Origin of the sequence: Paenibacillus sp. FSL R5-0810 (assembly GCF_038002285.1) — a bacterium.
Classification (GTDB): Bacteria; Bacillota; Bacilli; order Paenibacillales; family Paenibacillaceae; genus Paenibacillus_AQ; species Paenibacillus_AQ lactis.
The window spans coordinates 4,192,155-4,214,005 of record NZ_JBBOCF010000001.1 but is presented as its reverse complement, the minus strand read 5'-3'; the positions used below and the strand labels follow the sequence as shown (position 1 = coordinate 4,214,005).

The 21,851-nt window shown below is 54.4% G+C and carries 18 protein-coding genes and 1 rRNA gene; 17 read left to right on the top strand and 2 right to left on the bottom strand.

Annotated elements, in window-relative coordinates:
- The first annotated feature begins 129 nt into the window (after positions 1-129).
- From rrf to MKX76_RS18705, 11 genes are all read left to right on the top strand, one after another.
- Positions 130-246, top strand: a 5S ribosomal RNA gene (gene rrf / locus MKX76_RS18755).
- Between the two features lie 424 nt (positions 247-670).
- Positions 671-1,414, top strand: a complete 744-nt coding sequence (locus MKX76_RS18750) for a GDSL-type esterase/lipase family protein (RefSeq protein WP_341034423.1) — start codon at positions 671-673, stop codon at positions 1,412-1,414.
- Between the two features lie 124 nt (positions 1,415-1,538).
- A complete protein-coding gene (locus MKX76_RS18745) occupies positions 1,539-2,519 on the top strand; it encodes a ketoacyl-ACP synthase III (RefSeq protein ID WP_251537867.1) in 981 nt (326 codons plus the stop codon).
- A 319-nt stretch (positions 2,520-2,838) separates the two neighbouring features.
- Positions 2,839-3,903, top strand: a complete 1,065-nt coding sequence (locus tag MKX76_RS18740) for a PhnD/SsuA/transferrin family substrate-binding protein (protein ID WP_341034421.1) — start codon at positions 2,839-2,841, stop codon at positions 3,901-3,903.
- Between the two features lie 238 nt (positions 3,904-4,141).
- On the top strand, positions 4,142-5,506 hold the full coding sequence (locus MKX76_RS18735; RefSeq protein WP_341034420.1) for an ABC transporter substrate-binding protein: 1,365 nt from the start codon (positions 4,142-4,144) through the stop codon (positions 5,504-5,506).
- A gap of 131 nt (positions 5,507-5,637) precedes the next feature.
- Positions 5,638-6,597 (top strand): carbohydrate ABC transporter permease, encoded by a 960-nt coding sequence (locus tag MKX76_RS18730; RefSeq protein ID WP_007132754.1) that lies wholly within the window; start codon positions 5,638-5,640, stop codon positions 6,595-6,597.
- Positions 6,594-7,457 (top strand): carbohydrate ABC transporter permease, encoded by an 864-nt coding sequence (locus MKX76_RS18725; protein ID WP_007132753.1) that lies wholly within the window; start codon positions 6,594-6,596, stop codon positions 7,455-7,457. The genes MKX76_RS18730 and MKX76_RS18725 overlap by 4 nt, the downstream gene beginning before the upstream one ends.
- Positions 7,458-7,535: 78 nt before the next feature.
- A complete protein-coding gene (locus tag MKX76_RS18720) occupies positions 7,536-9,257 on the top strand; it encodes a cache domain-containing sensor histidine kinase (protein ID WP_341034419.1) in 1,722 nt (573 codons plus the stop codon).
- A 14-nt stretch (positions 9,258-9,271) separates the two neighbouring features.
- Positions 9,272-10,615, top strand: coding sequence for an extracellular solute-binding protein (locus MKX76_RS18715; protein ID WP_341034418.1), 1,344 nt, complete (start codon positions 9,272-9,274; stop codon positions 10,613-10,615).
- Positions 10,616-10,637: 22 nt separating this feature from the next.
- On the top strand, positions 10,638-12,236 hold the full coding sequence (locus tag MKX76_RS18710) for a response regulator transcription factor (RefSeq protein WP_007132750.1): 1,599 nt from the start codon (positions 10,638-10,640) through the stop codon (positions 12,234-12,236).
- Between the two features lie 424 nt (positions 12,237-12,660).
- Positions 12,661-13,632, top strand: coding sequence for a ring-cleaving dioxygenase (locus tag MKX76_RS18705; protein ID WP_007132749.1), 972 nt, complete (start codon positions 12,661-12,663; stop codon positions 13,630-13,632).
- A gap of 99 nt (positions 13,633-13,731) precedes the next feature.
- Here MKX76_RS18705 and MKX76_RS18700 read toward each other — a convergent pair whose 3' ends face one another.
- Positions 13,732-14,682: a helix-turn-helix transcriptional regulator gene (locus MKX76_RS18700; RefSeq protein ID WP_028406390.1), complete on the bottom strand. Its 951-nt coding sequence runs from the start codon at positions 14,680-14,682 to the stop codon at positions 13,732-13,734.
- A gap of 134 nt (positions 14,683-14,816) precedes the next feature.
- On the opposite strand from MKX76_RS18700, the gene MKX76_RS18695 reads away from it, so the two are divergent.
- The gene (locus tag MKX76_RS18695) at positions 14,817-15,710 is read left to right on the top strand and encodes an SDR family oxidoreductase (RefSeq protein ID WP_341034416.1); all 894 of its coding nucleotides are present in this window, start codon (positions 14,817-14,819) and stop codon (positions 15,708-15,710) included.
- Positions 15,711-15,896: 186 nt separating this feature from the next.
- Here MKX76_RS18695 and MKX76_RS18690 read toward each other — a convergent pair whose 3' ends face one another.
- A complete protein-coding gene (locus tag MKX76_RS18690; protein ID WP_007132746.1) occupies positions 15,897-16,154 on the bottom strand; it encodes a GlsB/YeaQ/YmgE family stress response membrane protein in 258 nt (85 codons plus the stop codon).
- Positions 16,155-16,364: 210 nt separating this feature from the next.
- On the opposite strand from MKX76_RS18690, the gene MKX76_RS18685 reads away from it, so the two are divergent.
- The 5 genes from MKX76_RS18685 to MKX76_RS18665 all read left to right on the top strand — a co-directional run bounded on the left by MKX76_RS18685 (position 16,365) and on the right by MKX76_RS18665 (position 21,790).
- The gene (locus MKX76_RS18685; protein ID WP_341034415.1) at positions 16,365-17,102 is read left to right on the top strand and encodes an acyl-[acyl-carrier-protein] thioesterase; all 738 of its coding nucleotides are present in this window, start codon (positions 16,365-16,367) and stop codon (positions 17,100-17,102) included.
- A gap of 59 nt (positions 17,103-17,161) precedes the next feature.
- Complete coding sequence (locus tag MKX76_RS18680; protein ID WP_028406388.1) at positions 17,162-17,860, top strand: response regulator transcription factor; 699 nt, start codon at positions 17,162-17,164, stop codon at positions 17,858-17,860.
- On the top strand, positions 17,857-18,843 hold the full coding sequence (locus MKX76_RS18675; protein WP_341034414.1) for a sensor histidine kinase: 987 nt from the start codon (positions 17,857-17,859) through the stop codon (positions 18,841-18,843). Before MKX76_RS18680 ends, MKX76_RS18675 begins: the two co-directional genes overlap by 4 nt.
- Before the next feature lie 270 nt (positions 18,844-19,113).
- Positions 19,114-19,884: an ABC transporter ATP-binding protein gene (locus MKX76_RS18670; protein WP_007132742.1), complete on the top strand. Its 771-nt coding sequence runs from the start codon at positions 19,114-19,116 to the stop codon at positions 19,882-19,884.
- On the top strand, positions 19,859-21,790 hold the full coding sequence (locus MKX76_RS18665; RefSeq protein WP_341034413.1) for an ABC transporter permease: 1,932 nt from the start codon (positions 19,859-19,861) through the stop codon (positions 21,788-21,790). The genes MKX76_RS18670 and MKX76_RS18665 overlap by 26 nt, the downstream gene beginning before the upstream one ends.
- The last annotated feature ends 61 nt before the right edge of the window (positions 21,791-21,851 follow it).

Here is a 21,851-nt window from a genome sequence, read left to right as displayed (position 1 = left end):
AAGACGTTTCGTATCTAGTTTTCAAGGTTCAAAAGATCTTGAAACGATTTTGAAGCTGCATGCCTTTTCTAAGGCTTGATATTTTGCTGGTGAGCAATCATTGAAGCAAAGTGCAGCGCAAAAATCACGTTTGGTGGCGATGGCGGAAGGGTTCCACGCGTTCCCATACCGAACACGACCGTTAAGCCTTCCAGCGCCGATGGTACTTGGACCGAAGGGTCCCGGGAGAGTAGGACGCCGCCAAGCACAACCAACAAGCGCGTTATCGACATATCGATAACGCGCTTGTTTTTTTGTATGGTTACACGCATAATCGGAGGTTTGCGATTCCTGCCACGTCAAAAGCGTGTGAATGCTCATAAGGTGCTCGTGCACGCTCTGGGCACGCGCTGTTGAGCGAGGGTGTCTGCCCGCTCGCCCGCTCATAATGGAGCTGCAGGCCGTCATGGAGCCTCCAGGCCACCATTTCGTAGCTGCAGGGGACGACGTATCGAAGACAGGACCGGATTTAGGGCATAGCCTTGTCCGGTCCTGTTTTTTATTTATTCGGTGAATATCAGCGTATTACATCACTCCAAACGATCAAGGGCATTGCGGGAAACGTGAAAAGGCTTAGAATGAAAGGGTAAACAAAATCAAAATCTGAACCTTTGAAAGAGGAGGGATATAAATGGCATCAGCGGACGAAAATAAAGGGTGGCACACGGCGGAGGATCGCGAGCCGGGGATTCAGGAAGACACATGGCCTGAAGCGAACGATGAAAAGAAGATGAAGCTGCTGCACTACCAGAAGCTCAATCGATTGGCCCGGAAAGGGCAGGTGGTGATGGTGGGCTCATCGCTGATGGAATTTTTCCCGATCAATGAGCTGCAGCAGACGCTGGCACTCCCATATTGCATCTACAATCGCGGGATTGCGGGCTATGTCACTGCGGAATTATTAGCGTCGATGGAAACTTGTGTTTTTGACCTTGAGCCTTCCAACATCTTCATCAACATTGGGACCAATGATATCAGCGCGCCTGATTATAAGCTGGAGCGTCTGCTTGCAAACTATGACGAGATTTTGACCCGCATCGCTACAAGGCTGCCCGATTGCCGGGTATTTGTCATGGCCTACTATCCCGTTAATGCCAAAGACGACTTTCCGTTTGTGTCCAGAGCTTCGATGGAGGAGATTTTTCAGAGAAGAACGAATGAGGCGATTCGGGAAGCAAACGATGCGATCAAGCAGTTGGCGGCCAAGCACGGGTATACCTTTATTGACGTAAATGACGGGTTGACGGATGCCGAGGGCCATTTGCACAAGGAGTATGCCATTGACGGCATTCACATGTTTCCTGACGGATACGCGGTCGTGTTACAAAATTTGAAGAAATATCTTGAACATCTCGACGTCCCGAAGGACGGTTGACGCCCTTGCGGATAACCTTGATTTTCAGGAAGGGGAGTTCTAATGGCGCCTATCCAAATAAAATTAGTACCAAGTCCTAATACTTGGTGTTATAATAGACGTAAATAAAAATGGAGGTGTCATCATGAATCAATCCAAGTCAAAAATAACGGCCATCGGGACGTATGTTCCCGACCGCGTCCTGAGCAATGCGGATTTAGAAAAGATGGTGGATACGAGCGACGAATGGATCGTTCAGCGGACGGGGATGAGAGAGCGCCGCATCGCTGCGGAGGATCAATTTGTATCCGATCTGGCAATCAAGGCCGTGGAAGATATGGTCAATCGATACGGTGTTACCGTGAAGGATGCGGATATGATTCTTGTGGCAACCAGCACGCCGGAGTATTCCTTCCCGAGCACGGCTTCGAGAGTCCAGTCCAAGCTTGGCATCGTCAGTACGGGCGCCCTTGATGTGAATGCGGCATGCGCCGGCTTCGTCTATGCACTGCAGATGGCGGACGGGCTTATATCCGGCGGTGCCTACTCGAAAATTTTGGTCATTGGCGTCGAGACGCTCTCCAAAATTACGGATTACACCGACCGAACGACATGTGTCCTGTTCGGAGACGGGGCCGGCGCGGTGCTGCTGGAAGCGGATGAGAGCCGGCCGGGCATTCTGGCGTCCACGTCCGGCACATTCGGCGAAGGCGGCATTCATCTATATAAAACCGCGCTGTCCGAAAAGATGGACGGCGAGGAGCTAAAGAGCGGCTGTCTCGTGCAGAACGGCCGCGAAATTTATAAATGGGCCGTCCGCAACATTCCGGACGGCGTCCGCGAGCTTCTGGATAAAGGAGGCATGTCGCCGGAAGACATCGACTGGTTCGTCCCGCATAGCGCCAACCTCCGAATGATCGAAGCGATATGCGAACGTGGGCCGATGCCGCTCGACCGGACGCTGACAAGCGTCGAATACCGCGGGAACACATCGGCCGCATCCATCCCGTTGGCGCTGCAGCTGGCTATTGACGAAGGCCGGCTGAAGAGCGGGGACAACGTGCTGCTCTACGGCTTTGGCGGCGGCATGACTTATGCGGGATCCATCATTCGATGGATGATCTAAGGCGATGGCCGACAGTGAACCTTTTTTATTCGAGAAACGCAGAGTTAAAAAGCTAGAGCTTTCCATAAATCTGTCAAGAAAATTCAAGTCAGGATGATTCGGTCCTGGCTTGTTTTTTTATTTGTCCAACTTCATGTTTACCTTGGTTTTACATAATTATTACACTGCATTGACCCTTGCGACCCAGCAACAGGCTAGACTGATTTCATATAGGGAAGTTGGGGAAACAGTGTCTTCGGAGCTGTGGAATATAGCACGTTTTTCCGGTCTTGATGCATGGCAGACAAACGACCGGTGGTCCCCGAGAGGAGATTGTTTGATGAAGAAGATTTGGCTGCTCATGATTTCGCTGGTTGTGCTGGTGGCAGCGACAGGCTGCGGAACGAATGGCGGTGCGATACACGTAGCAGGGGCAGGGGCAGGCCCAAAATCCGAGGGCACGATAACCATCGCCTGGCTTCAAGGCGAATCCGGGGCCGTGGTGAAGGAAGCCCGTGATGAGCTGGGCAAAGTGATCGAGAAAGCGACGGGTAAACAAGTCGAGCATGCCATCTTGACGGAGGATACGGATGCCATCGATGCGATTGCGAACGGACAAGCCGATCTGGCATTCATCGGGACAGAGGGCTATGTCAGAGCGAACGCCGCAAATCCGAAGGTCCAGCCGCTGGTCGTCGCAAGCGGGGAAACCGGAACGCTCGAAGACGCTTTCTATTTTAGCTGGGTGAGCGTGCGACAAGGCGAGGAGGGGGCGTATAAACGCGGAAACGGTTATGCTTTGGAGCCTATCGCCGGTAAAAAAATATCATTTGTGTCCGAAACCTCCATGTCCGGGTTTAAGATACCTGCCCATGAAATGATCGGAGCTTTGGGCAGGTTGGACAAGTATCCGGATTTGACGATAGATGACTTGCTTCAAGGAGGGAAGGACCGGATTTTTCGCGAAGTGCTGTACGGGGGAACGCATCCGGGCTCGCTTGCAAATTTGTTGACAGGTAAAGCTGATGCAGCGGCCTTCTGCGATCTATGTCTATCCGATGCTATCGAGCTGTCATCCGGAACGGCGAAAATGCCGGGCGCCGTCTACAAGGTCAAGGCAGATGCGGGAGAGCCGCTTCATGCACTGGCCGGCAAAGCCTTTACGATTATATCGGTCACACCGGTGCTGAACCCTCCCTTTGCGATCAATACGGATACCGTTAGCGGTGAGGATCAGCAAAAATTGCTGGATGCCTTTACTTCCGATGAAGTCAGCAGGAATCCGCACATTTTCCAGCCGGAGGACGCGGAGGGATCGGGCCTGTTCAAGCAAACATCCGGAATGGAGCGGTTTCTTCCCGTCGATGATGCATGGTTCCACCCGATTCGGGAGCTAACCGATTAAGGGAGGGTATAGCCGTCCCGATCAGAGCGGGCGGTATTAGTAGTTGAAACAAGAAACCCAATCAAGACGTTATGCCTCTAGAGTGCATAAGGTCTTTTTTGTCGTGGATGAATTTCTTCCGGTTATCGAACTGAATCGTAATAAATTCAACCTGAATTCGGAAGTTTGCCTCCTCAAAATGTCGCCCGTCTCCCATTAGACTAAAAAAGAAAATAAGTTACATGAGAGGGGTAAAAGCATGAGTAGATTCAAAACATGGAGCGCATTGCTCCTTAGCATCATCATGGTCTTCTCACTGGCTGCCTGCGGTGGCGGCAATTCTGCGGAATCGCCAGGAGGCGGTACCAACCAAGAGGGAGGAGGCAGCACGAACGAAGGCGGCTCAAACGAAGGGAACTCGAATGAGGGCAGCTCTACAGAGAAAATCGAGCTTTCCTTCTGGTCACTGGGTACGACCAACTATGAGGATTTGGCCAAGGAGTATACGAAGGAGCATCCGAACATCACCGTGAAGTTCCAGAACACGTCCGATCAGACGGCCCATCATAACAATCTGACGACAGCATTGTCCGCCGGCTCGGGCGCGCCTGACATTTTCATGCTTGAAATCGCCTTCATGGAGCGCTTCATTAACAACCAGGACAAGTTCCACAACCTCTATGATCTCGGCGCGAAAGACATTGAAGGCAACTATCTCGAATGGAAATGGAAGCAGGCAACATCCGTGGACGGCTCCTTCCAGCTCGGCCTTCCAACGGATATCGGCCCTACGGTCGTGTATTACCGTACGGACCTGGCTGAGCAAGCGGGGCTGCCGACGGATCCGGAAGCCTTCAGTGCCGCAATCGATACGTGGGATAAGTTTGCAACCGTGGCGAAGCAGTTCAAGGATAAAACGGGCAAGCCGTTTGCCGACCTGACGGATCTGGTTTATAACGGCGTTCGCGACCAGTCGCCGGATCAAATCTATTTCAATAAAGAAGACGGCAGCTTTATCGGCGAGACCAACCCGCAAGTGAAGAAGGCCTATGATTTCACCGTCAAGGGCATCCAGGAAGGCTGGATCGGCAACTGGATTCTGTGGTCTCCGGAATGGCAGAAAGCGATTAATGACGGCGATTTCGGGGTCATGCTCGGCCCGGCTTGGATCGCAGGCACCATTCGCAATGCTGAGGACAGCGCAGGCAAGTGGAAAATCGCCCAATTGCCTGAAGGCGCAGGCAACTGGGGCGGCTCGTTCCTGACGCTGCCGAAGGAAGGGAAGCATCCGAAGGAAGCCTACGAATTCATCTCTTGGCTCGTCAGCAAAGAGAACCAGCTGAAATCGTTTAAAGACAGCGGGTTGTTCCCATCGATTCCGGCCGTTTACGACGAACCGACGTTCAAGGAAGACCAGGACGAATTTTTCGGCGGCCAGGTGATTGCGGAAGCCTATGCCCAATCCGCGGAGCGCGTCAAGCCGGTATACTACGGACCGCTGCATGACCAGACCGACACGATTATTAAAAATGCGCTCAAAAACGTGCTCGAGAAAAAGGCTGACCCGCAAAAGGAATGGGAGAGCGCCATGCAGCAAATCAAAACATTGGTTGAGCGCAGCTAGGGCTGCGGGAGGGCTAGCCACTCCGGACCATGACAACCATATGAAACTTAAAGTGTCCGAATTCGAGAGGGGATCTTCTGAAGATCCTCTCCCGGATTCGGATTTATCACTTACTTCCTGGAGGTGCATCCATGGCGGATACCGCTACAGCCGAACGGCCGCAGCCGCTGCCGCAAAAAAGGCGGTTTTTGACCGAGACCCGGCGCAGCCGTTTTACGGCGTATACATTCATTTCACCATTCTTTATTTTGTTCTCCATCTTTGGATTGTATCCCATCGTGTTTACCATCTATTTGTCATTCTATAAGTGGGACGCGCTGGGTCCGATGAAATATGTCGGCCTCAAAAACTATGAGTTCGTCACCGGGGATCCAACGTTCTGGATCGCATTCGGCAACACGCTGCTTATGGCGCTTATGGGTACCGTACCGCAGCTCATCGTGGCCTTGTTCGTTGCGGTCATGCTGAATTCTGCGCTGAACAAGTTCAAGAATACGTTCCGCGTCCTATATTTCATGCCGAATATTACGTCCATTGTGGCCGTTACGCTTGTCTTCAGCACGATGTTCGGCAACAACGGGATGGTCAACTGGATGCTGAACACGTTCGGCATGGAAAGCGTTCCGTTCAATTCCGGCTGGTGGGGCGTCAAAATCGCCATTTCGACCATGGTCATGTGGCGCTGGATGGGGTATAACGCCATTATTTTCTTGTCCGGGCTGCAGAGCATCCCCACCGACATTTACGAAGCCGCGAAGATCGACGGCGCCAGCCGCCGCCAGCAGTTTATATACATTACCATGCCGCTGCTTCGTCCTTTTATTCTATTCGTCACCCTGGTGTCCACGATCGGCGCGCTGCAGCTGTTCACGGAGCCGTATGTGTTCCTGGGGCAATCGGGTACAGGCTCCACGAGGCAGGAAGGGGTCACGATGGTCACCTATTTATACAATGAGGCGTTCAAGAACGGCTTCTTCGGAACCGCAGCTGCTACGGCCGTCCTTTTGTTTATCGCAACGATTGTGTTCTCCGTCCTGAATATGATGCTGTCGAGCCGGATGGGCGGAGATACGGGGAGGAAAAAAGCATGAGCACACTTTCAGTCACCCGCAAAAAGCCGGATGAACCCGGTATCGTCGCCAAGACGTTATTTTACGTATTCCTGATCCTCGGCGCCCTGGTTTCGATATTTCCGTTCTACTGGATGTTCGTCGTCGCAACCAACGGCAAGGATGCGGCCTTTCAAATTCCGCCGCTGCTTACGCCGGGAACGGCCTTTTTCGATAACTTCGCACGCGTGCTGGAGCGGACCGAGTTCTTCCGGGCGCTGCTCAATTCGGTCGTCGTCTCGACGGCGGTTACCCTTTCGGTCGTATTTCTGTGCACGCTGGCCGGCTATGCCTTTGCCAAATATGAATTTCCGCTGAAAAAAACGCTGTTCGTGTTCGTCATCGCGACCATGCTTGTGCCTGCCCAGCTCGGCGTCCTGCCGCAATATGTCATCATGGCCAAGCTGCAGTGGATCGACAGCTATAAAGCGCTGATCGTGCCCGCCATGGTCAACGCCTTCGGAATCTTCTGGATGCGGCAGTATATCGCCTCGGCCGTCCATACCGAGCTGATCGAGGCGGGCCGGATCGATGGCGGCGGCCATTTCCGCATCTTCTGGAACATAGCCATTCCGGTCGTTACGCCGGCGATGGCAACGCTTGGCATTCTGAACTTCATGAACGTGTGGAACGACTTCTTCTGGCCGCTCGTCGTGCTCAAGAACCGGGAAAACTATACGATCCAGATCGCGCTTCAGCAATTGTTCACGAACAAGGACGGCCTTGATTTTGGGATGATCATGTCCGCGACCTTCACGGCAACGCTGCCGCTGCTGATCGTGTTCCTGCTGTTCAGCCGCTGGGTTATCGCCGGCCTGACATCAGGCGCCATAAAAAGTTAATCGACAAGAGGGCATTCGACAAGGAATGCCGCCCGGCGCGAAGAATAATAGAGATAGAGATTGGGGGGAGAACCGGCCATGAAGCTCCGCCGAAAAATATTGCTGGCTATTATTCTGCTTGTCTTCATCCCCGTCATTGCGCTGGGCGGCGTATCCTATTACAGCTTCTCCGCAGCCATGGAGAAGAAGTCGAACGATTTCTATTCGATATCGCTCTTGGAAACGGACAGCAAGCTGAAATTCGCATTAAGCGAGATTACGACGATTTCCAATTCGGCGATAACCCAGCAGACCGTTCAGCAGATGCTGAAGCAGCCGGATTATCCGATCACATACGAGCGGCGGCAGGAGATCAATAACCTCGTCAATCATCCGATGATTGCGTCGTTTGCGCTGTATTCGAACGAACAGCTTGTCTATCATACAAGCGGAGGCATGCCGCTTGCCGAGCTGAGAGGGCAGGATTGGTATAAGGCGGTCGGGGAGGCGGAAGGGCGCCCGCTGTGGGTCGGGCCCGGCGAGAACGGCTCGGCCGAATCGGGTGCCCCGGTCTTGATCCAGGCCAGGATGATCAAAGACTATTACTCGCTGGAGGATATCGGAACCTTCGTGATTTACGTGAAACCGGATCTGCTGGATCAGGTGTTCTGGGAAGCGGCAACGCTGAAGCAGGGGGACATCCTGCTGGTTAACAAGCAGGGCCGGATCGTCTTCAACAAGTCCGGGGAGCATATCGGGGAACGGGCGGAGTTTCCTTTTCTGGCCGAAGAGGGCGTGAACGGCAAAGGGCATTACGTCGACCGCTACTTAGGCGAGAAGTCGCTGATCACGTATATGCCTTCCCATAATAAGGACTGGTTTCTGGTCGCGATTACGCCGAGCAAGCTGATCGCCGCCGAATCGGTGTCCATCCGCAACCTTGCGCTGATCCTGGGGCTGATTTCATTGGTATCGGCTTTTTTATTCGACCGTTTTTTTGTCCGGCGCATGGTCCGAAGCATCATCAGCGCGGTGAACGGCATGAAGCGGGTGAAGCAGGGGATTTTCGTCCCGATTCCGCCGCATCACGGGGCGCAAGACGAGACGGGGCTCTTGATCGACGGCTTCAACCGGATGAGCACGCAGATTCAGGAGCTGCTGGCTCAAGTGGAGACCGAGCAGGCACGTAAGAAGGAAGCGGAACTGCAGGCGCTGGTGGCGCAGATCAATCCGCATTTTATATACAATTCGCTGGAGTCGATTAACTCGATGGCCGTTCTGCAAGGAAACAAGGATATCAGCAAAATGGTGATCTCGCTCGGCAAGCTGCTGCGCATCAGCATCAGCGAGCACCATGAGCTCATTCCGCTCAGCATGGAGCTGGAGCATGTCCGGCATTATATGCGGATCCAGAAGTTCCGGTTTGAGGAAAAATTCGATTACGAGATCGTGCTTCCGGATTCGCTCAGGCACTTTGTCACCCAGAAGCTGATCGTGCAGCCGATTGTCGAGAACGCGCTGTATCACGGCATTGAGCCGATGGAGGAAAGCGGCTATATCAGCATCAAGGTATCCGAGCAGCGGGACGATATCGTCATTGATGTCACGGATAACGGACCGGGCTTCGACCCGGAAACGCTGATCGAGCTGTGGAACAAAGACCAGGGGCAGCTGAAAAAATACCGCGAGAACGGCGTCGGGCTCAAGAATGTCCACGAACGGCTCCGCATTCGGTTCGGAAGCCGATACGGCCTCATGATCTGCTCTTCGGCCGGCTACGGATCGATGATTCGTATTCGGATTCCGAAAATACTCACATGAAGGGGGAGCTCCACTTGAGATGGTTTTGGAATTGGGGCTGGATTGTTGTGTACGCCTCTCTTTTGGCGCTCTCCGTCGTGTGGATTACGCTGCGGCAGCATGAGCCGGCACAGGAAGCCGCACCCGAGAAAATAACGCTGACGTTCCGCCACTTCTGGAACAAGGAGCATGACAAGCCGGTGCTGGATATTTTCGAATCCATCGTGCGCACGTATGAGAAAGCGCATCCAAACGTGAAAATAAACTTCGAGAGCATCGATCAGACGATTCACCGCGAGCAGAAGCTGAAGAGCGAGATGGTGACGGGAACGCCGCCGGATATGTTCGTGCTGTTCGGAGGTGCGGAGATCATCCCTTACGCGAGATCGAACCGGCTGATGGATTTGACGGATTTTTTGAAGGAGAACGGCCTCGCGGATCAATTTAAGGATCTTCATCACTGGACGCTGGACGGCAGGGTGTACGGTCTGCCGTTTGAAGGCCATGCGGAGCCGATTTATTACAACAGGACGTTGTTTCGGAAGCTGGGGCTTGAGCCTCCGGAGACGATAAGCGACTTGAGCGAGGCGATCCGGGTGCTGAGGGAGAACGGGCTGATTCCGTTTGCGCTAGGGAACGAGGACCGCTGGCCGGCCGGGATATTCGCGCAATATTTCATGGATCGCCATGCGGGTCCCGGGCTGATCAGCAGGCTGGTCGAGGGACAGGATGGGGTGAGCTTTCATAACGAGCCCTATCTTCAGGCGTTCCATGACCTTGAATCGTGGATCGGGCAAGGCGCTTTCAGCGAGGGAGCCAATGATCTTTCCACGGAAGAGGCGATCGCTTTGTTTACCGAAGGAAAGGCGGCGATGTATTTGAACGGCAGCTGGGACATCACGCTGTTTCAGAATGAGGACCGCCCTGAATTTCAGCAGGAGGTCGGCGTCATTCCGTTTCCGTCGCTCTGCCCGGGCGAAGCCCGCTCCTTGGCCGGCGGTTATACGATCGGAATCGGTCTGTCCTCTAATATGGATGAGCTGAAGAAGCAGGCAGCGCTGGAGCTGCTGCAAATGTTCTATACGCCGGAGGTCCAGACCCGCCTAGTGTATGAGGGACTGCGCGTCCCTTCGATGAAAATTACGTTTGACGCCAACGAGACGGGGCCGGTCTTCGCCCAGGTGATCGAGCTGATGGAGCAGTCGCCCAGCACCTTCATACCTTATGACAACCAGCTGTCGCCGGAGGTTACGCGGACCTTTCTTAAAGTGGTCGAGGAGATGATCGGCGGACGGATGGATGCTGCGGCGGCGCTGGAGGAAATTCAGGCGTCCTCGGTGCGGTATTGGCGGCTGCGAAGAAATGCGGTAATCGAATAATAGGGGGCAAGGGGGGATGGCTATGGGAGGGTCGGACGGAAAATTCAGAGTGATGCTGGTCGACGATGAACCGATGATACTGCGCAGCCTGAAGGCGGCGATTCCTTGGGATGAGCTCGACCTCGAGGTCGTTGGGGAAGCGAAGAGCGGTGACAGTGCGCTGAAGCTCGCGCGCGAGCTTTCGCCGCATTTGGTCATTAGCGATATCCGCATGCCGGGCATGGACGGGATTACGCTGATGAAAGAGCTGAAGGCCGACCAATCCAGGCGCCTCATTATCTTCATCAGCGGTTACGGCGAGTTCGAATACGCAAGGGAAGCACTCCGTGAGGGCGCCTTCGATTACTTGCTGAAGCCGATCGATCATGAGGAGCTGACCGAGACGATTGCCAGGGCCGCCAAGACGCTGGAGCGGCAAATGGCCGACGACCGGATGCTGCATTCGGTTAAGGTTCTGTCCTTGCTTGCCCGCGAGCGGATGCTGACGGAATTCATCGAGGGCAGCCGAAGCCCGCTCCAGCATATGCAGTGGCTCGAAGACAGCGAGCTCGAGGACGGCTATACAATGGCCGTGATTCAGCTGGATCACTATCCGCGGCTGAACCAGCAGTGGTCGATGGACGAGAAGCGGCTGTGGCTGTTTGCGGTGCGCAATGTGCTGGAGGAATGGTCGGTGATGAATGGAGGCCTAACGGTATTTCCGTTCCGCAGCGGGGAGTGGGTGCTGCTGCTCCCAAGCTTGACCCGCGACCGGCAGGAGACAATCGGGCGGGATCTGGTCGGGCTGATCAAGCGATATACGAAGCTGTCCTGCTCCGTCGGCTTCAGCGGCGGCATGGCCGGTATCGACCGGCTCGGCGTGGCGTACGAAACGGCGGTGAGGGCTTTGTACCGGCGGTTTTATACGGGAGCGGAGGGCGTGTTCCCGGGAGGAGGGGAATCCGAAGCGGAGCAGTCAGGCGGATTGAAATATCCCAAACAGCTGGAGTCGCTCATGGTGGAAAGCATCCGTACGCTCAACAAGGAGCGTCTGCTTGAGCTCTTGGACGAAACCAAGGCGTATATCGGCGAGCATGCCATCAGCCGCGAAATGGCGGAACGTTTGCTGTTTGAGCTGAGCGTCGTCCTGTATCGGCAATTCGAGCATATGAAGGTGACGTTCGAATGGTCTCTGGAGGAACTGCTGCAGCAGTTCCAATCATCCCAGACGCTGCAGGAGCTGATGGATGTCATGAAATCGCGTTTCGGCCAATGGATGACCGATAGCCGAACCGGCCACTCCCGGGACAACGTCCAGGCTGTCATCGGCAAAGCCAAGGCGTACATTGCCGAGCATTACCAGAAGGATCTCAGCATCGAGGAAGTATCCGAGCTGTCCGATTTGAGCATTGGCCATTTTTGCACGCTGTTCAAGCAGACGACGGGGTATACCTTCCTGGAGTATTTGACGGAGTGCCGGATCGAGAAGGCCAAGAGCATCCTGCGTAATACCAATGTTAAGGTGTATCAGGTTGCGCCGCTTGTCGGCTATCAGGATCCGAGGTATTTTACGCAGGTGTTCAAGAAAATAACGGGCAAGACGCCTTCCGAATACCGTGAGGAGGCCACAACGGCTATGTAAGTCGGGGCTTCAGGCGGCTGTAACGAAGTATGGAATGAAGAAGTGCGGCATGAAATAGAATGCGAGGGTGCATTAACAGGTGTGTTTTTCCTAACGATAAGGGAGGGGCACCTGTTTTGATGTTTATGTTGTTAATATGGATGCCTTTTACACCGAATATATCTTTATTTTATAAATCTTAAAATTAAGACTTGACGTTCATTCCTTTTGGGTCTAAACTGATTCCACAAGCACCTCAAAACTCAAATAAGAGCAAGGCGTTGTTACGAAGGAGCCGGGCGTCAATTATACAACGGCATCGTTACGAGTCAAGGAGTCGTTCCGTCCCGCGAACGGCAAGGCTGAACGAACAGGAGAACCGCTGAACCTGTCCCGAAGTCACGGCAATCAAGATCAAGCCAGATCACCCAAGGAGGTAATCATCATGGAGTTTAAAGGCATTCACCACGTTTCCGCACTGACCGCGTCGGCTTCCAATAATTTTGACTTTTATACTGAAATTATGGGGATGAGACTCGTCAAGAAGACGGTCAATCAGGACGACGTGTCGGTATATCATTTATTTTACGGCGATGAGAAGGGGAATCCCGGAACAGAGCTTACCTTCTTCGAAATTCCGATGGCGGGACGGACGCGTGAGGGAAACAACAGCATTTCCGCCACTTCGCTGCGGGTGCCGAGCGATCAAGCGCTGACCTATTGGGCGGAGCGTCTGGATCAGCACGGCGTTGAGCGCGAGGACGTGAAGGAACGCGCCGGAAGGCTTACCTTGGCGTTCAGGGACTTTGAGGGACAGCGGATCATACTTGTGTCCGATGAGAACAATGAGGGCGTAGCCGGGGGCCGTCCGTGGGCAAAAGGGCCGGTGCCGCCGGAATACGCGATTATCGGCCTGGGTCCCGTTCAGCTGACCGTACCGAACGCGCAGCCAACGGTGCAGGTGCTCACGGAGCTGATGGGCTTCCGGCGCAAAGGCCAGTACGCCTCCCCGGCCCAGGGTCAGCCGGACATTGTCGTATTCGAGACCGGAGAAGGGGGGACCGGTGCCGAGGTTCATGTGGAAGAGCGGACTGACCTCCCTCGGGAGCGCCTCGGACGCGGGGGCGTTCACCACGTAGCCTTCCGGGTAGAGGACGAGGAGGAGCTGAAGGCATGGATTCAGCAGATCGGCGCCGTCGGCTTCCCGAATTCGGGATATGTCGACCGATACTACTTCCGTTCCCTGTATTTCAGGGAACCGAACGGCATCTTGTTCGAAGTGGCTACCGACGGCCCGGGATTCGATACCGATGAGCATGTCGACCACCTGGGAGAAACCCTCGCCTTGCCGCCGTTCCTCGAAGGGAAGCGTGAAGCGATCGAAGCGAATTTAAAGCCGTTAAACACCAAACGATAAATTCATGCCCTATCATATTCACCCATAAAATGATCCTCTTAAAACGCCGGCCGCTCTCTGTTCATCGAGAGTCGGCCGGCTTTCGTCTTGCCCATGCCTTTACTCGTACAGCCGGCATATCGCTTTCGCGGCCGAGCTTACATGATCGCGGAGCTCCTGAGGGGCGAGCACTTTAATCTCCGCGCCGCAGCTTAACAGGAAGGCCGAAGCGGATTCCAGCGTTTCAAGCTCCAGATCGGCTTCGATCCAGCCTTCCTGTGCGAGGGGCTCTTGATGGAGGATTTTGACATACCGCTCTCTTTCAAAGCGCTTGATCAGGGACTTCGTCATCTCGACCCGGGCGGTGTAGCTGGGCAAGTTCCGCTTAAAGCTCGCGACCGACTCTTCCCAATAACGACCGAGATCGAAGCCCTCCGGCCGGATGAACGTATCCTCAAGCACCAAGGCATCGGCTATTCTTGAGACGCGGTATGTCCGGAGTCCCTCCTGCGTATCGGCAGCAAGATACCAGGTATTTCGTTTGGCGACAAGGCCGAGCGGATGTACGATGCGCTCTACCCGTTCGTCTCCCTTCATATAATGGATCCGCAGCTTGCGGTTCTCCCACAGCGCCTCCTGAATGACCGTTAAGTATGGATGCGATTGATTGAAGGAGTGCCAGCCAGCGCCATCGATATGGATTTTCTCCCGGATCATCTCGGCGTCCTGCCGAATGGACCGTGGAGAAGACGCCAGCAGCTTCTGATAGGCGGCATCAAATTGCTTGCCGATCTCCAGGTCGCCGATCAGCGGGCTGTGGCTTGATATGAGAAGCGAAATCAGCTCCTCCCGCGTCATCCCCGTCAGATTCGTCCGATAGCTTTCCTCGAGCATCCATCCCCCTGCCTGACCCCGCTCGGCATATACCGGAATGCCGGCTGCGCTGAGGCTCTCCATATCGCGGATGATGGTCCGCTCCGAAACCTCCAGCTGCTCGGCCAGATAACGCGTATTCTTTTTCCCCCCGTTCTGTAGCATCAGCATGATCGACAGCAGACGGTCAGCTCGCATGAAGGCGTCACCTCGATTTCGATAATTTCATTCATTGTAGCATGGATATAAGACAATGGATGTCATATATGAAGGATAAAATAATGGCCGTAAGCATGCGAATTTCGAAATCAAACATGCGGGAGGTATTATCCATGGAAACCTTGGAAACGAAGCCATTGAAGGGGAAGGTTGCGGTCGTAGCAGGCTCAACCCGGGGAGCGGGCCGGGCGATTGCGGTTATGCTCGGAGCAGCGGGAGCGACCGTTTATTGCACCGGCCGCAGCGTCCGAGGACAGAAATCGGACATAAATCGTCCCGAGACCATTGAGGATACGGCGGACATGGTGACGGAGCGCGGCGGCGTCGGCATTCCGGTAAAATGCGACCATACAGTCGAGGCGCAGGTAAAGGCTTTGTTTGAGCGCGTGAGCGAAGAACAAAACGGTCAATTGGACATTCTCGTGAACGATGTATGGGGCGGCGAGCATCTGACGCATTGGAACGTTCCCTTCTGGGAGCAGTTCCTGTCGGACGGCCTGCTTATGCAGGAGCGGGCCGTTACCTCCCATCTCATGACCAGTTATTACGGCGTGCCGCTTATGGTCCAGCAAGGGAGCGGACTTGTCATTGAAATCACGGACGGCTCCACTTATCGTTACCGGGGCAATCTATATTACAGCCTTGCGAAAATATCGGGCATCCACCTGGCGGAAGCAATGGCGGCCGAGCTTAGTCCCTATAACGTGACGGCGTTGTCGGTTACCCCGGGGTTCCTCCGATCCGAGCAAATGCTTGCGCATTTCGGGGTCAGCGAGGATAATTGGCAGGATGCCGTGGCGAAGGATCCGCATTTCATCGAGTCGGAGACGCCCTACTTGATCGGACAGGCGGTGGCGGCGCTTGCCGCAGATCCGAAGGTGTCGGAGAAGAGCGGGAGAGCGCTGACCAGTTGGGATTTATCGGATGAATACGGCTTCTCCGATATCGACGGCCGCAAGCCTCATTGGGGGAACTACGCTAAGAAGCACGGATTGCCGCTCCCTTAAAGGAGTGGACTTCAATCGCAGCAAAACAGGGTGCCAAGCAAGCTGAAGGCTTGCGGCACCCTGTTTCTGCATCTTTTTACGTATACCCAATATTGAAGGACTGGAGCTACTCATTGGTCCCTTATGTTTGCAAGTAAAGGAACGTTCTCCATGCCCGCGCCAATGGGGTTTAACCCGAGGCAAAGATTAGGAACGGTTACGTCTCATCGAGCCCATGATCAGGCTGACGATAAAGACGAGCACCACGGCACCAATCAATGCAGGCACGAGGTAGAAGCCGCCCATCTCAGGGCCCCACTCGCCCAGCAGCAGGCCGCCGAGCCATGCGCCGACAAAGCCGGCGATGATGTTACCGATAATACCGCCAGGGATGTCTCTTCCCATAATCAAGCCCGCGATCCATCCGATAATACCGCCTACGATTAATGACCACAGAAAACTCATGTTTATCACCTCGTATAAGTTATAGTTGTTTGTGCCTTACTATTAACCAAAGAAGTGACTTTTAAACCGGGTAACCCCAAAACTCGAATGTATTACTTTATTCCAGCAGCCTCAACCTTTGGGAGTACTGCTTTGAAAAACGGACGGGAATTGATATCCTTGAAATGTTGCAGCGGGCTTAGGCTAATAAAAGGAGATGGAGTTAAGGCTATGGTAGAGAAATGGACCGAGACGTATACGATTCAATCCGTGGATGCGGATTTCAGGGGAGACTGCCGCTGGTCGTCGCTGCTGAGCATTATGCAAAGAGCGGCGGACAAGCATATCGAGGCGCTGGGAATCGATCGCGAGGAGATGATTGAGCGGGGACTCGGCTGGATGCTCATTACGCTTGAAGCGGATATGACAAGCATTCCACGCGATATGGAAACCATACATGTGGAGACCTGGAGCCGCGGCTCCAAAGGGGTGCTCTGGCACCGGGATTACCGGATTATGAACGATCATGGGGAGCAGGTGGGCGGCGCCCGTTCGGTATGGACGCTGGTGGATATTCAGAAACGGAAAATTTTGCGTCCATCCATGTTTCCGTATGACGTTCCCATCGGGCAGGATTCCGTAGGGGAGCTGCCGAGCAAGGCGGTATTGCCGGAAGGCATCGAGCTCGGGGAAGCCTATACGACCGTGGTCCGATACAGCGGAATCGACGTGAATGGTCATTTGAATAACGCACGCTATGCCGACTTGTGCATGGACGTGCTGGATGAGCCGGAGCTGCAGGGCGATAAGGTCACCGGATTCAAAATCACCTACAACCACGAGGCAAGGCTGAAGGACACGATCATCGTCCGGCGCTCCGGCGAAACCGGAGGGCGGATTTTTGTGCAGGGCGTTTCCCCGGAGGGAACAAACTTTTTCGAAGCCGCGCTCGTTAAAGGGAAACAGTAAAAGACGAGGTGAAGCGATAATTACGCTTCTGGCCTTGCATGCCATGAGGGGGAAGGATGATGTACAAAATCATGATCGTGGAGGATGATCCGAAGCTGGCGGGTTTGCTTGAATCGCAGATCGCAAGGTACGGAAATGAAGGCATCATCATCCGGGAGTTCGATCATGTGCTTGAGCGGTTCCGGGAAATCAAGCCGCATCTCGTATTGCTGGATGTCAATCTGCCCAGCTATGACGGGTATTTCTGGTGCCGCCAGATCCGGTCGATGTCCACGTGCCCGATTATATTTATATCCGCAAGAAACGGAACCCCCGACCAGCTGCGGGCGCTGGAGAACGGAGCCGACGATTACATTACGAAGCCGTTCGCGTATGACATCGTCATTGCCAAGATCCACAGCCAGCTGCGGCGGGTATACGGCGACTATGCCCCCGGCTCCGGCGAACGAACGGTGGAGAAGGAAGGGCTGGTCCTTTACCCTGAACGGATGGAGCTCCAGCTGAACGGACAAACGGCGCCGCTTACGAAGAAGGAAACGATCCTGCTGGAGACGCTGCTGGCCCGGAGCCCGCGCCTTGTCACCCGCGAGACGATCCTGGAGAAGCTGTGGGACGATACATTCGTGGATGACAATACGCTCAGCGTAAACATTAACCGGGTACGAAAACGGTTGATGGAGCTGGGCATCGAAGGCGCGTTAGAAACGGTACGGGGCTCCGGGTACAGGTTGCATCCCGTCTGGCAGAGGCCGCAATGAAGAGGCTGTTCTGGCGCGAGCATCTGCCGCTGATCCTGTTTACGGCCGCGGAGCTGTTGGTGGTGCTCCTCGTATTCTGGTACGACGGCTATGATCATCCCGTGACGGCCTCGTACGCGGTGCTGCTGGGGCTTTCCGTGATGGGGGGATATTTGGCATTCCGGTTTTACACCCACCGGGACTTCTATGAGCGTTTATCGCAGCCCCTAATCTCGCTGGAGGAATCCATCAAGCACAACGAATCGGCCCCGCTGCCGACCGCTCTCAGCGAGCTCATGGAGGAGCAATACCGCCAATACCGGAACCAGATGGAGGAATGGGAGCGCCGGCGGCGGGAGCATCTCATATTTATGAACCAATGGGTGCATCAGATGAAAACGCCGCTCTCCGTCATCGAGATGATTACCCAGGAGGACGACAACGACGGCTACAGGAGCATCTCCGAGGAGTCCGACCGCATTCGGCGCGGCCTGGAAATGGTGCTGTACATGTCGCGGCTGGAAACCTTCGAACAGGATTTCAGCGTGGAGCCGGTCAAGCTTCACCAGGCTGCGGTGGACGCAGTGCATGAGAACAAGCGCTATTTCATTCACAGCCATGTCTACCCGGAGGTGATCATCGATCCCGCTCTCACTGTTCAGACGGATGCAAAATGGCTCCGCTTCATTCTCATGCAGCTGCTGTCCAATGCCATCAAGTATTCGTCCGGTTCCGGGCTAAAGGTTACGGTCCAGGCGTTCTACTCCGAGGATCGGCGCCAAGTGGTGTTGGAGGTGACGGACCGGGGGATGGGCATTCCGAAATCCGATATCAAGCGGGTATTCGATCCGTTCTATACGGGGGAGAACGGCAGGAAGCTGAAGGAGTCGACCGGGATGGGCCTTTACCTGGTCAGCGAGGTCGTTCGGAAAATGAACCATCGAATCGAGCTGGAATCCGAGCCCGGGCAGGGGACGACCATAAGGCTCCTGTTTCTGCAGTGATTCGGATTATAAGGCGGAAGAAGGATCCAGCCGCGAACCTTATCCCGATGATCATGATGATCCCCCTGCGGACATCTTGAACCCGGCGATAAGGTTTTTTTGTGTCCGCAAGGCGTTCTTGAACGTTGTGCCGGGATGATGCACGGGCACTAAAAACGAATCTTACATCGATGTAAGATTCGTGAAAGACGGATCGATAGGAGCTTAGAGGGGCATGCGCTACACTAGCCTTACGAGCGAAAGCCAATTTTTGAAAGCGAGGTTTATTTCATGGAAATTCTATCCGTGCGCAATCTGGGCAAAGTCTATAAGGCGGCCGTGTCCCACGAAGCGCTGTCGAATATTAATTTAAGCATCGAGGAAGGGGAGTTCGTCGGCATTATGGGGCCGTCTGGCAGCGGGAAAACAACCCTGCTCAACATGATCTCGACGATCGACCGGCCTACCTCCGGAGAGATCCGGATCGGCGGAGAAGATCCGTTCCGGTTGTCGCAGGATCAGCTGGCGATGTTCCGCCGCCGCGAGCTCGGTTTCGTCTTTCAGTCCTTCAATCTGCTCAATACGCTCACGGTGAAGGAGAACATTGTACTCCCGCTTGCACTTGACGGTATCGAACTTGAGGAAATGAACCGCCGTGTCGAAGTGCTGGCCGATAAGCTCGGCATTACCTCCATCCTGAACAAACGGACCTACGAGATTTCGGGCGGGCAGGCGCAGCGGACGGCCGTCGCCCGCGCGATGATCCACGTGCCGAAGCTGGTGCTCGCGGATGAGCCGACCGGCAACCTGGATTCCAAGTCGGCGCGGGACGTGATGGAGATCATGGACCGCCGAAACAAAGAGGACAAGGTCACGATGCTCCTGGTCACGCATGACCCGGTAGCGGCGAGCTATTGCAATCGGGTCATTTTTATCAAGGACGGCCAGCTGTATAACGAGATAACGAGCGGGGACAATCAGTCCGCCTTTTATCAGAAAATTATTAATGTGCTGTCACTGCTGGGAGGTTCGGGACATGAATTTTCGCCAGTTCGCCATTAATAACGTTCTGCGGAGCAAGCGGACCTATATTGCGCATTTTCTGAGCAGCGCCTTCTCCGTGATGATTTTCTTCACCTATGGCCTGCTAGCGTTTCACCCCGAGCTCAAGGACGGGATCGTTTCCTCCAGCGGCACGATGAGCGAGCTCGGAACGATAGGCATGACGGTGTCGCAATATATCGTATTCATCTTTTCATTCTTCTTCCTGCTGTACTCCGTCGGGGCCTTCATCAAGGTCCGCAAGCGGGAGTTCGGGATTCTGCTGATTCTGGGCATGTCCCGGAAGCAGCTGAACCGGATGCTGTTCATCGAGAACCTCCTGATCGGGGCGGCGGCAATCGTGGCAGGTATTGGAACCGGCGTGCTGTTCTCCAAGCTCATTCTGTTGATCAGCGCCAAGGTGCTGGCGGTGGATAACGGGCTGCCGTTTTATTTTCCGCTAAAGGCGCTCCTGCTGACGGCGGTGGCTTATGCGGTGCTGTTCCTCCTGATCGCCTTGTTCTCCTCGGTCATGCTTCGAAAGGGAACGCTGCTTGCGCTGGTTAAGGCGGAGGAGAGTCCCAAGCCGCAGCCGAAGGCTTCGCCTTGGCTGGCTGTCCTGGCGGTGCTGCTGATCGCTGCAGGATACGGCGTGGTTATGGCGTTTGCCGTACTGCAAATCTTCAACTTCCTGCTCCTGTTCGGTGGGGTAGCGCTGGTCATTCTGGGAACGTATTTCCTCTTCACCCAGTTCAGCGTTTATTTTATGCGGTATCTGCAGAAGAAGGAGAGATTTTTCTTCCGCAAAACCAATCTGCTGACCATTTCCGAGCTGATGTACCGGATCAAGGATAACGCCGTCATGTTCTTCCTCGTGTCGATCATCTCGGCTTCAGCCTTTACGGGAATCGGAACAACGCTGGCGATCGGGGATCCGGGGCTGTCGGCCATGGAAAATCCATATGCTTATACGTATCCCTATTTCGAGGAGGAAGCGAAGCTCGGGAATCAGCATTTGTCGATCATCAGGGAGGAGCTGGAGAAGGGCGGATTCGACTATAAGGAGACGTCGGTGCAGCCGATTTTCTCGGCGAACGGCATGAAGCTGGTCAAGCTTAGCGAGTATAATGAGCTGATCCGATCCCTCGGGTACCCGGCGGAGACTTTAGGCGAGCATGAGGCGATTCTGACGCCCAGCACCGTTACGGAAAAAAACAGCTACAGAATCCATGGGCCAGCGTATGAGGAGATCGAGCTTGAGACCGGCAAAGAAGCGGTCACGCTTCAGATAGCCAAAGCGGAAACGTTTATCGCCGTGCCTCAGGGCTATGGCGAGCAGTTTGTCGTATCGGACAGCCTGTACGAGAAGGTGAAAAAAACACAGGAGGAGCAGGGGGAGTACGGCTTCGTCATCTTCCATGCGTTTTACGTTAAAAACTGGAAGGATACCGGGGATGCGACAAGAGCGATGGTGGAGCGGTTCAACGAAAGCGGCGATTACAGCTATTACCTGAACTCCTTGTACATTGATTGGAAAAGCGCCCAGCAGAAAAACGGCATTTTGCTGATGGTCAGCGGCCTGGTCGGCATCGTCTTCTTCACCTTTGCGGCAAGCTTTGTTTATTTCCGTCTGTATGCCGATCTGGCACGGGATGAGCAGCAGTACCAAATGATCGCGAAGGTGGGATTGAGCCGGAAGGAGCTTGGAACCATCGTGACCAGGCAGTTACTGATCATGTTTTTCCTGCCGATGCTTATCGCGCTTATACACAGCGGGGTTGCGTTCGTCGCGCTTCAGCAGCTCGTCGATTTCTCGATTGTGGGCCACAGCCTCAAGATTTTCTTGTTCTTCCTGACCGTCCAGATCGTGTATTTCTTTATAACGCGCTGGCGTTATCTGGAACGATTGAACAAAATCATTCAATAACCGCTCCCTTCTCACGTTGAAATGCGCGAAAACGGGTATGTTATAACCAAGAGCGCATTAA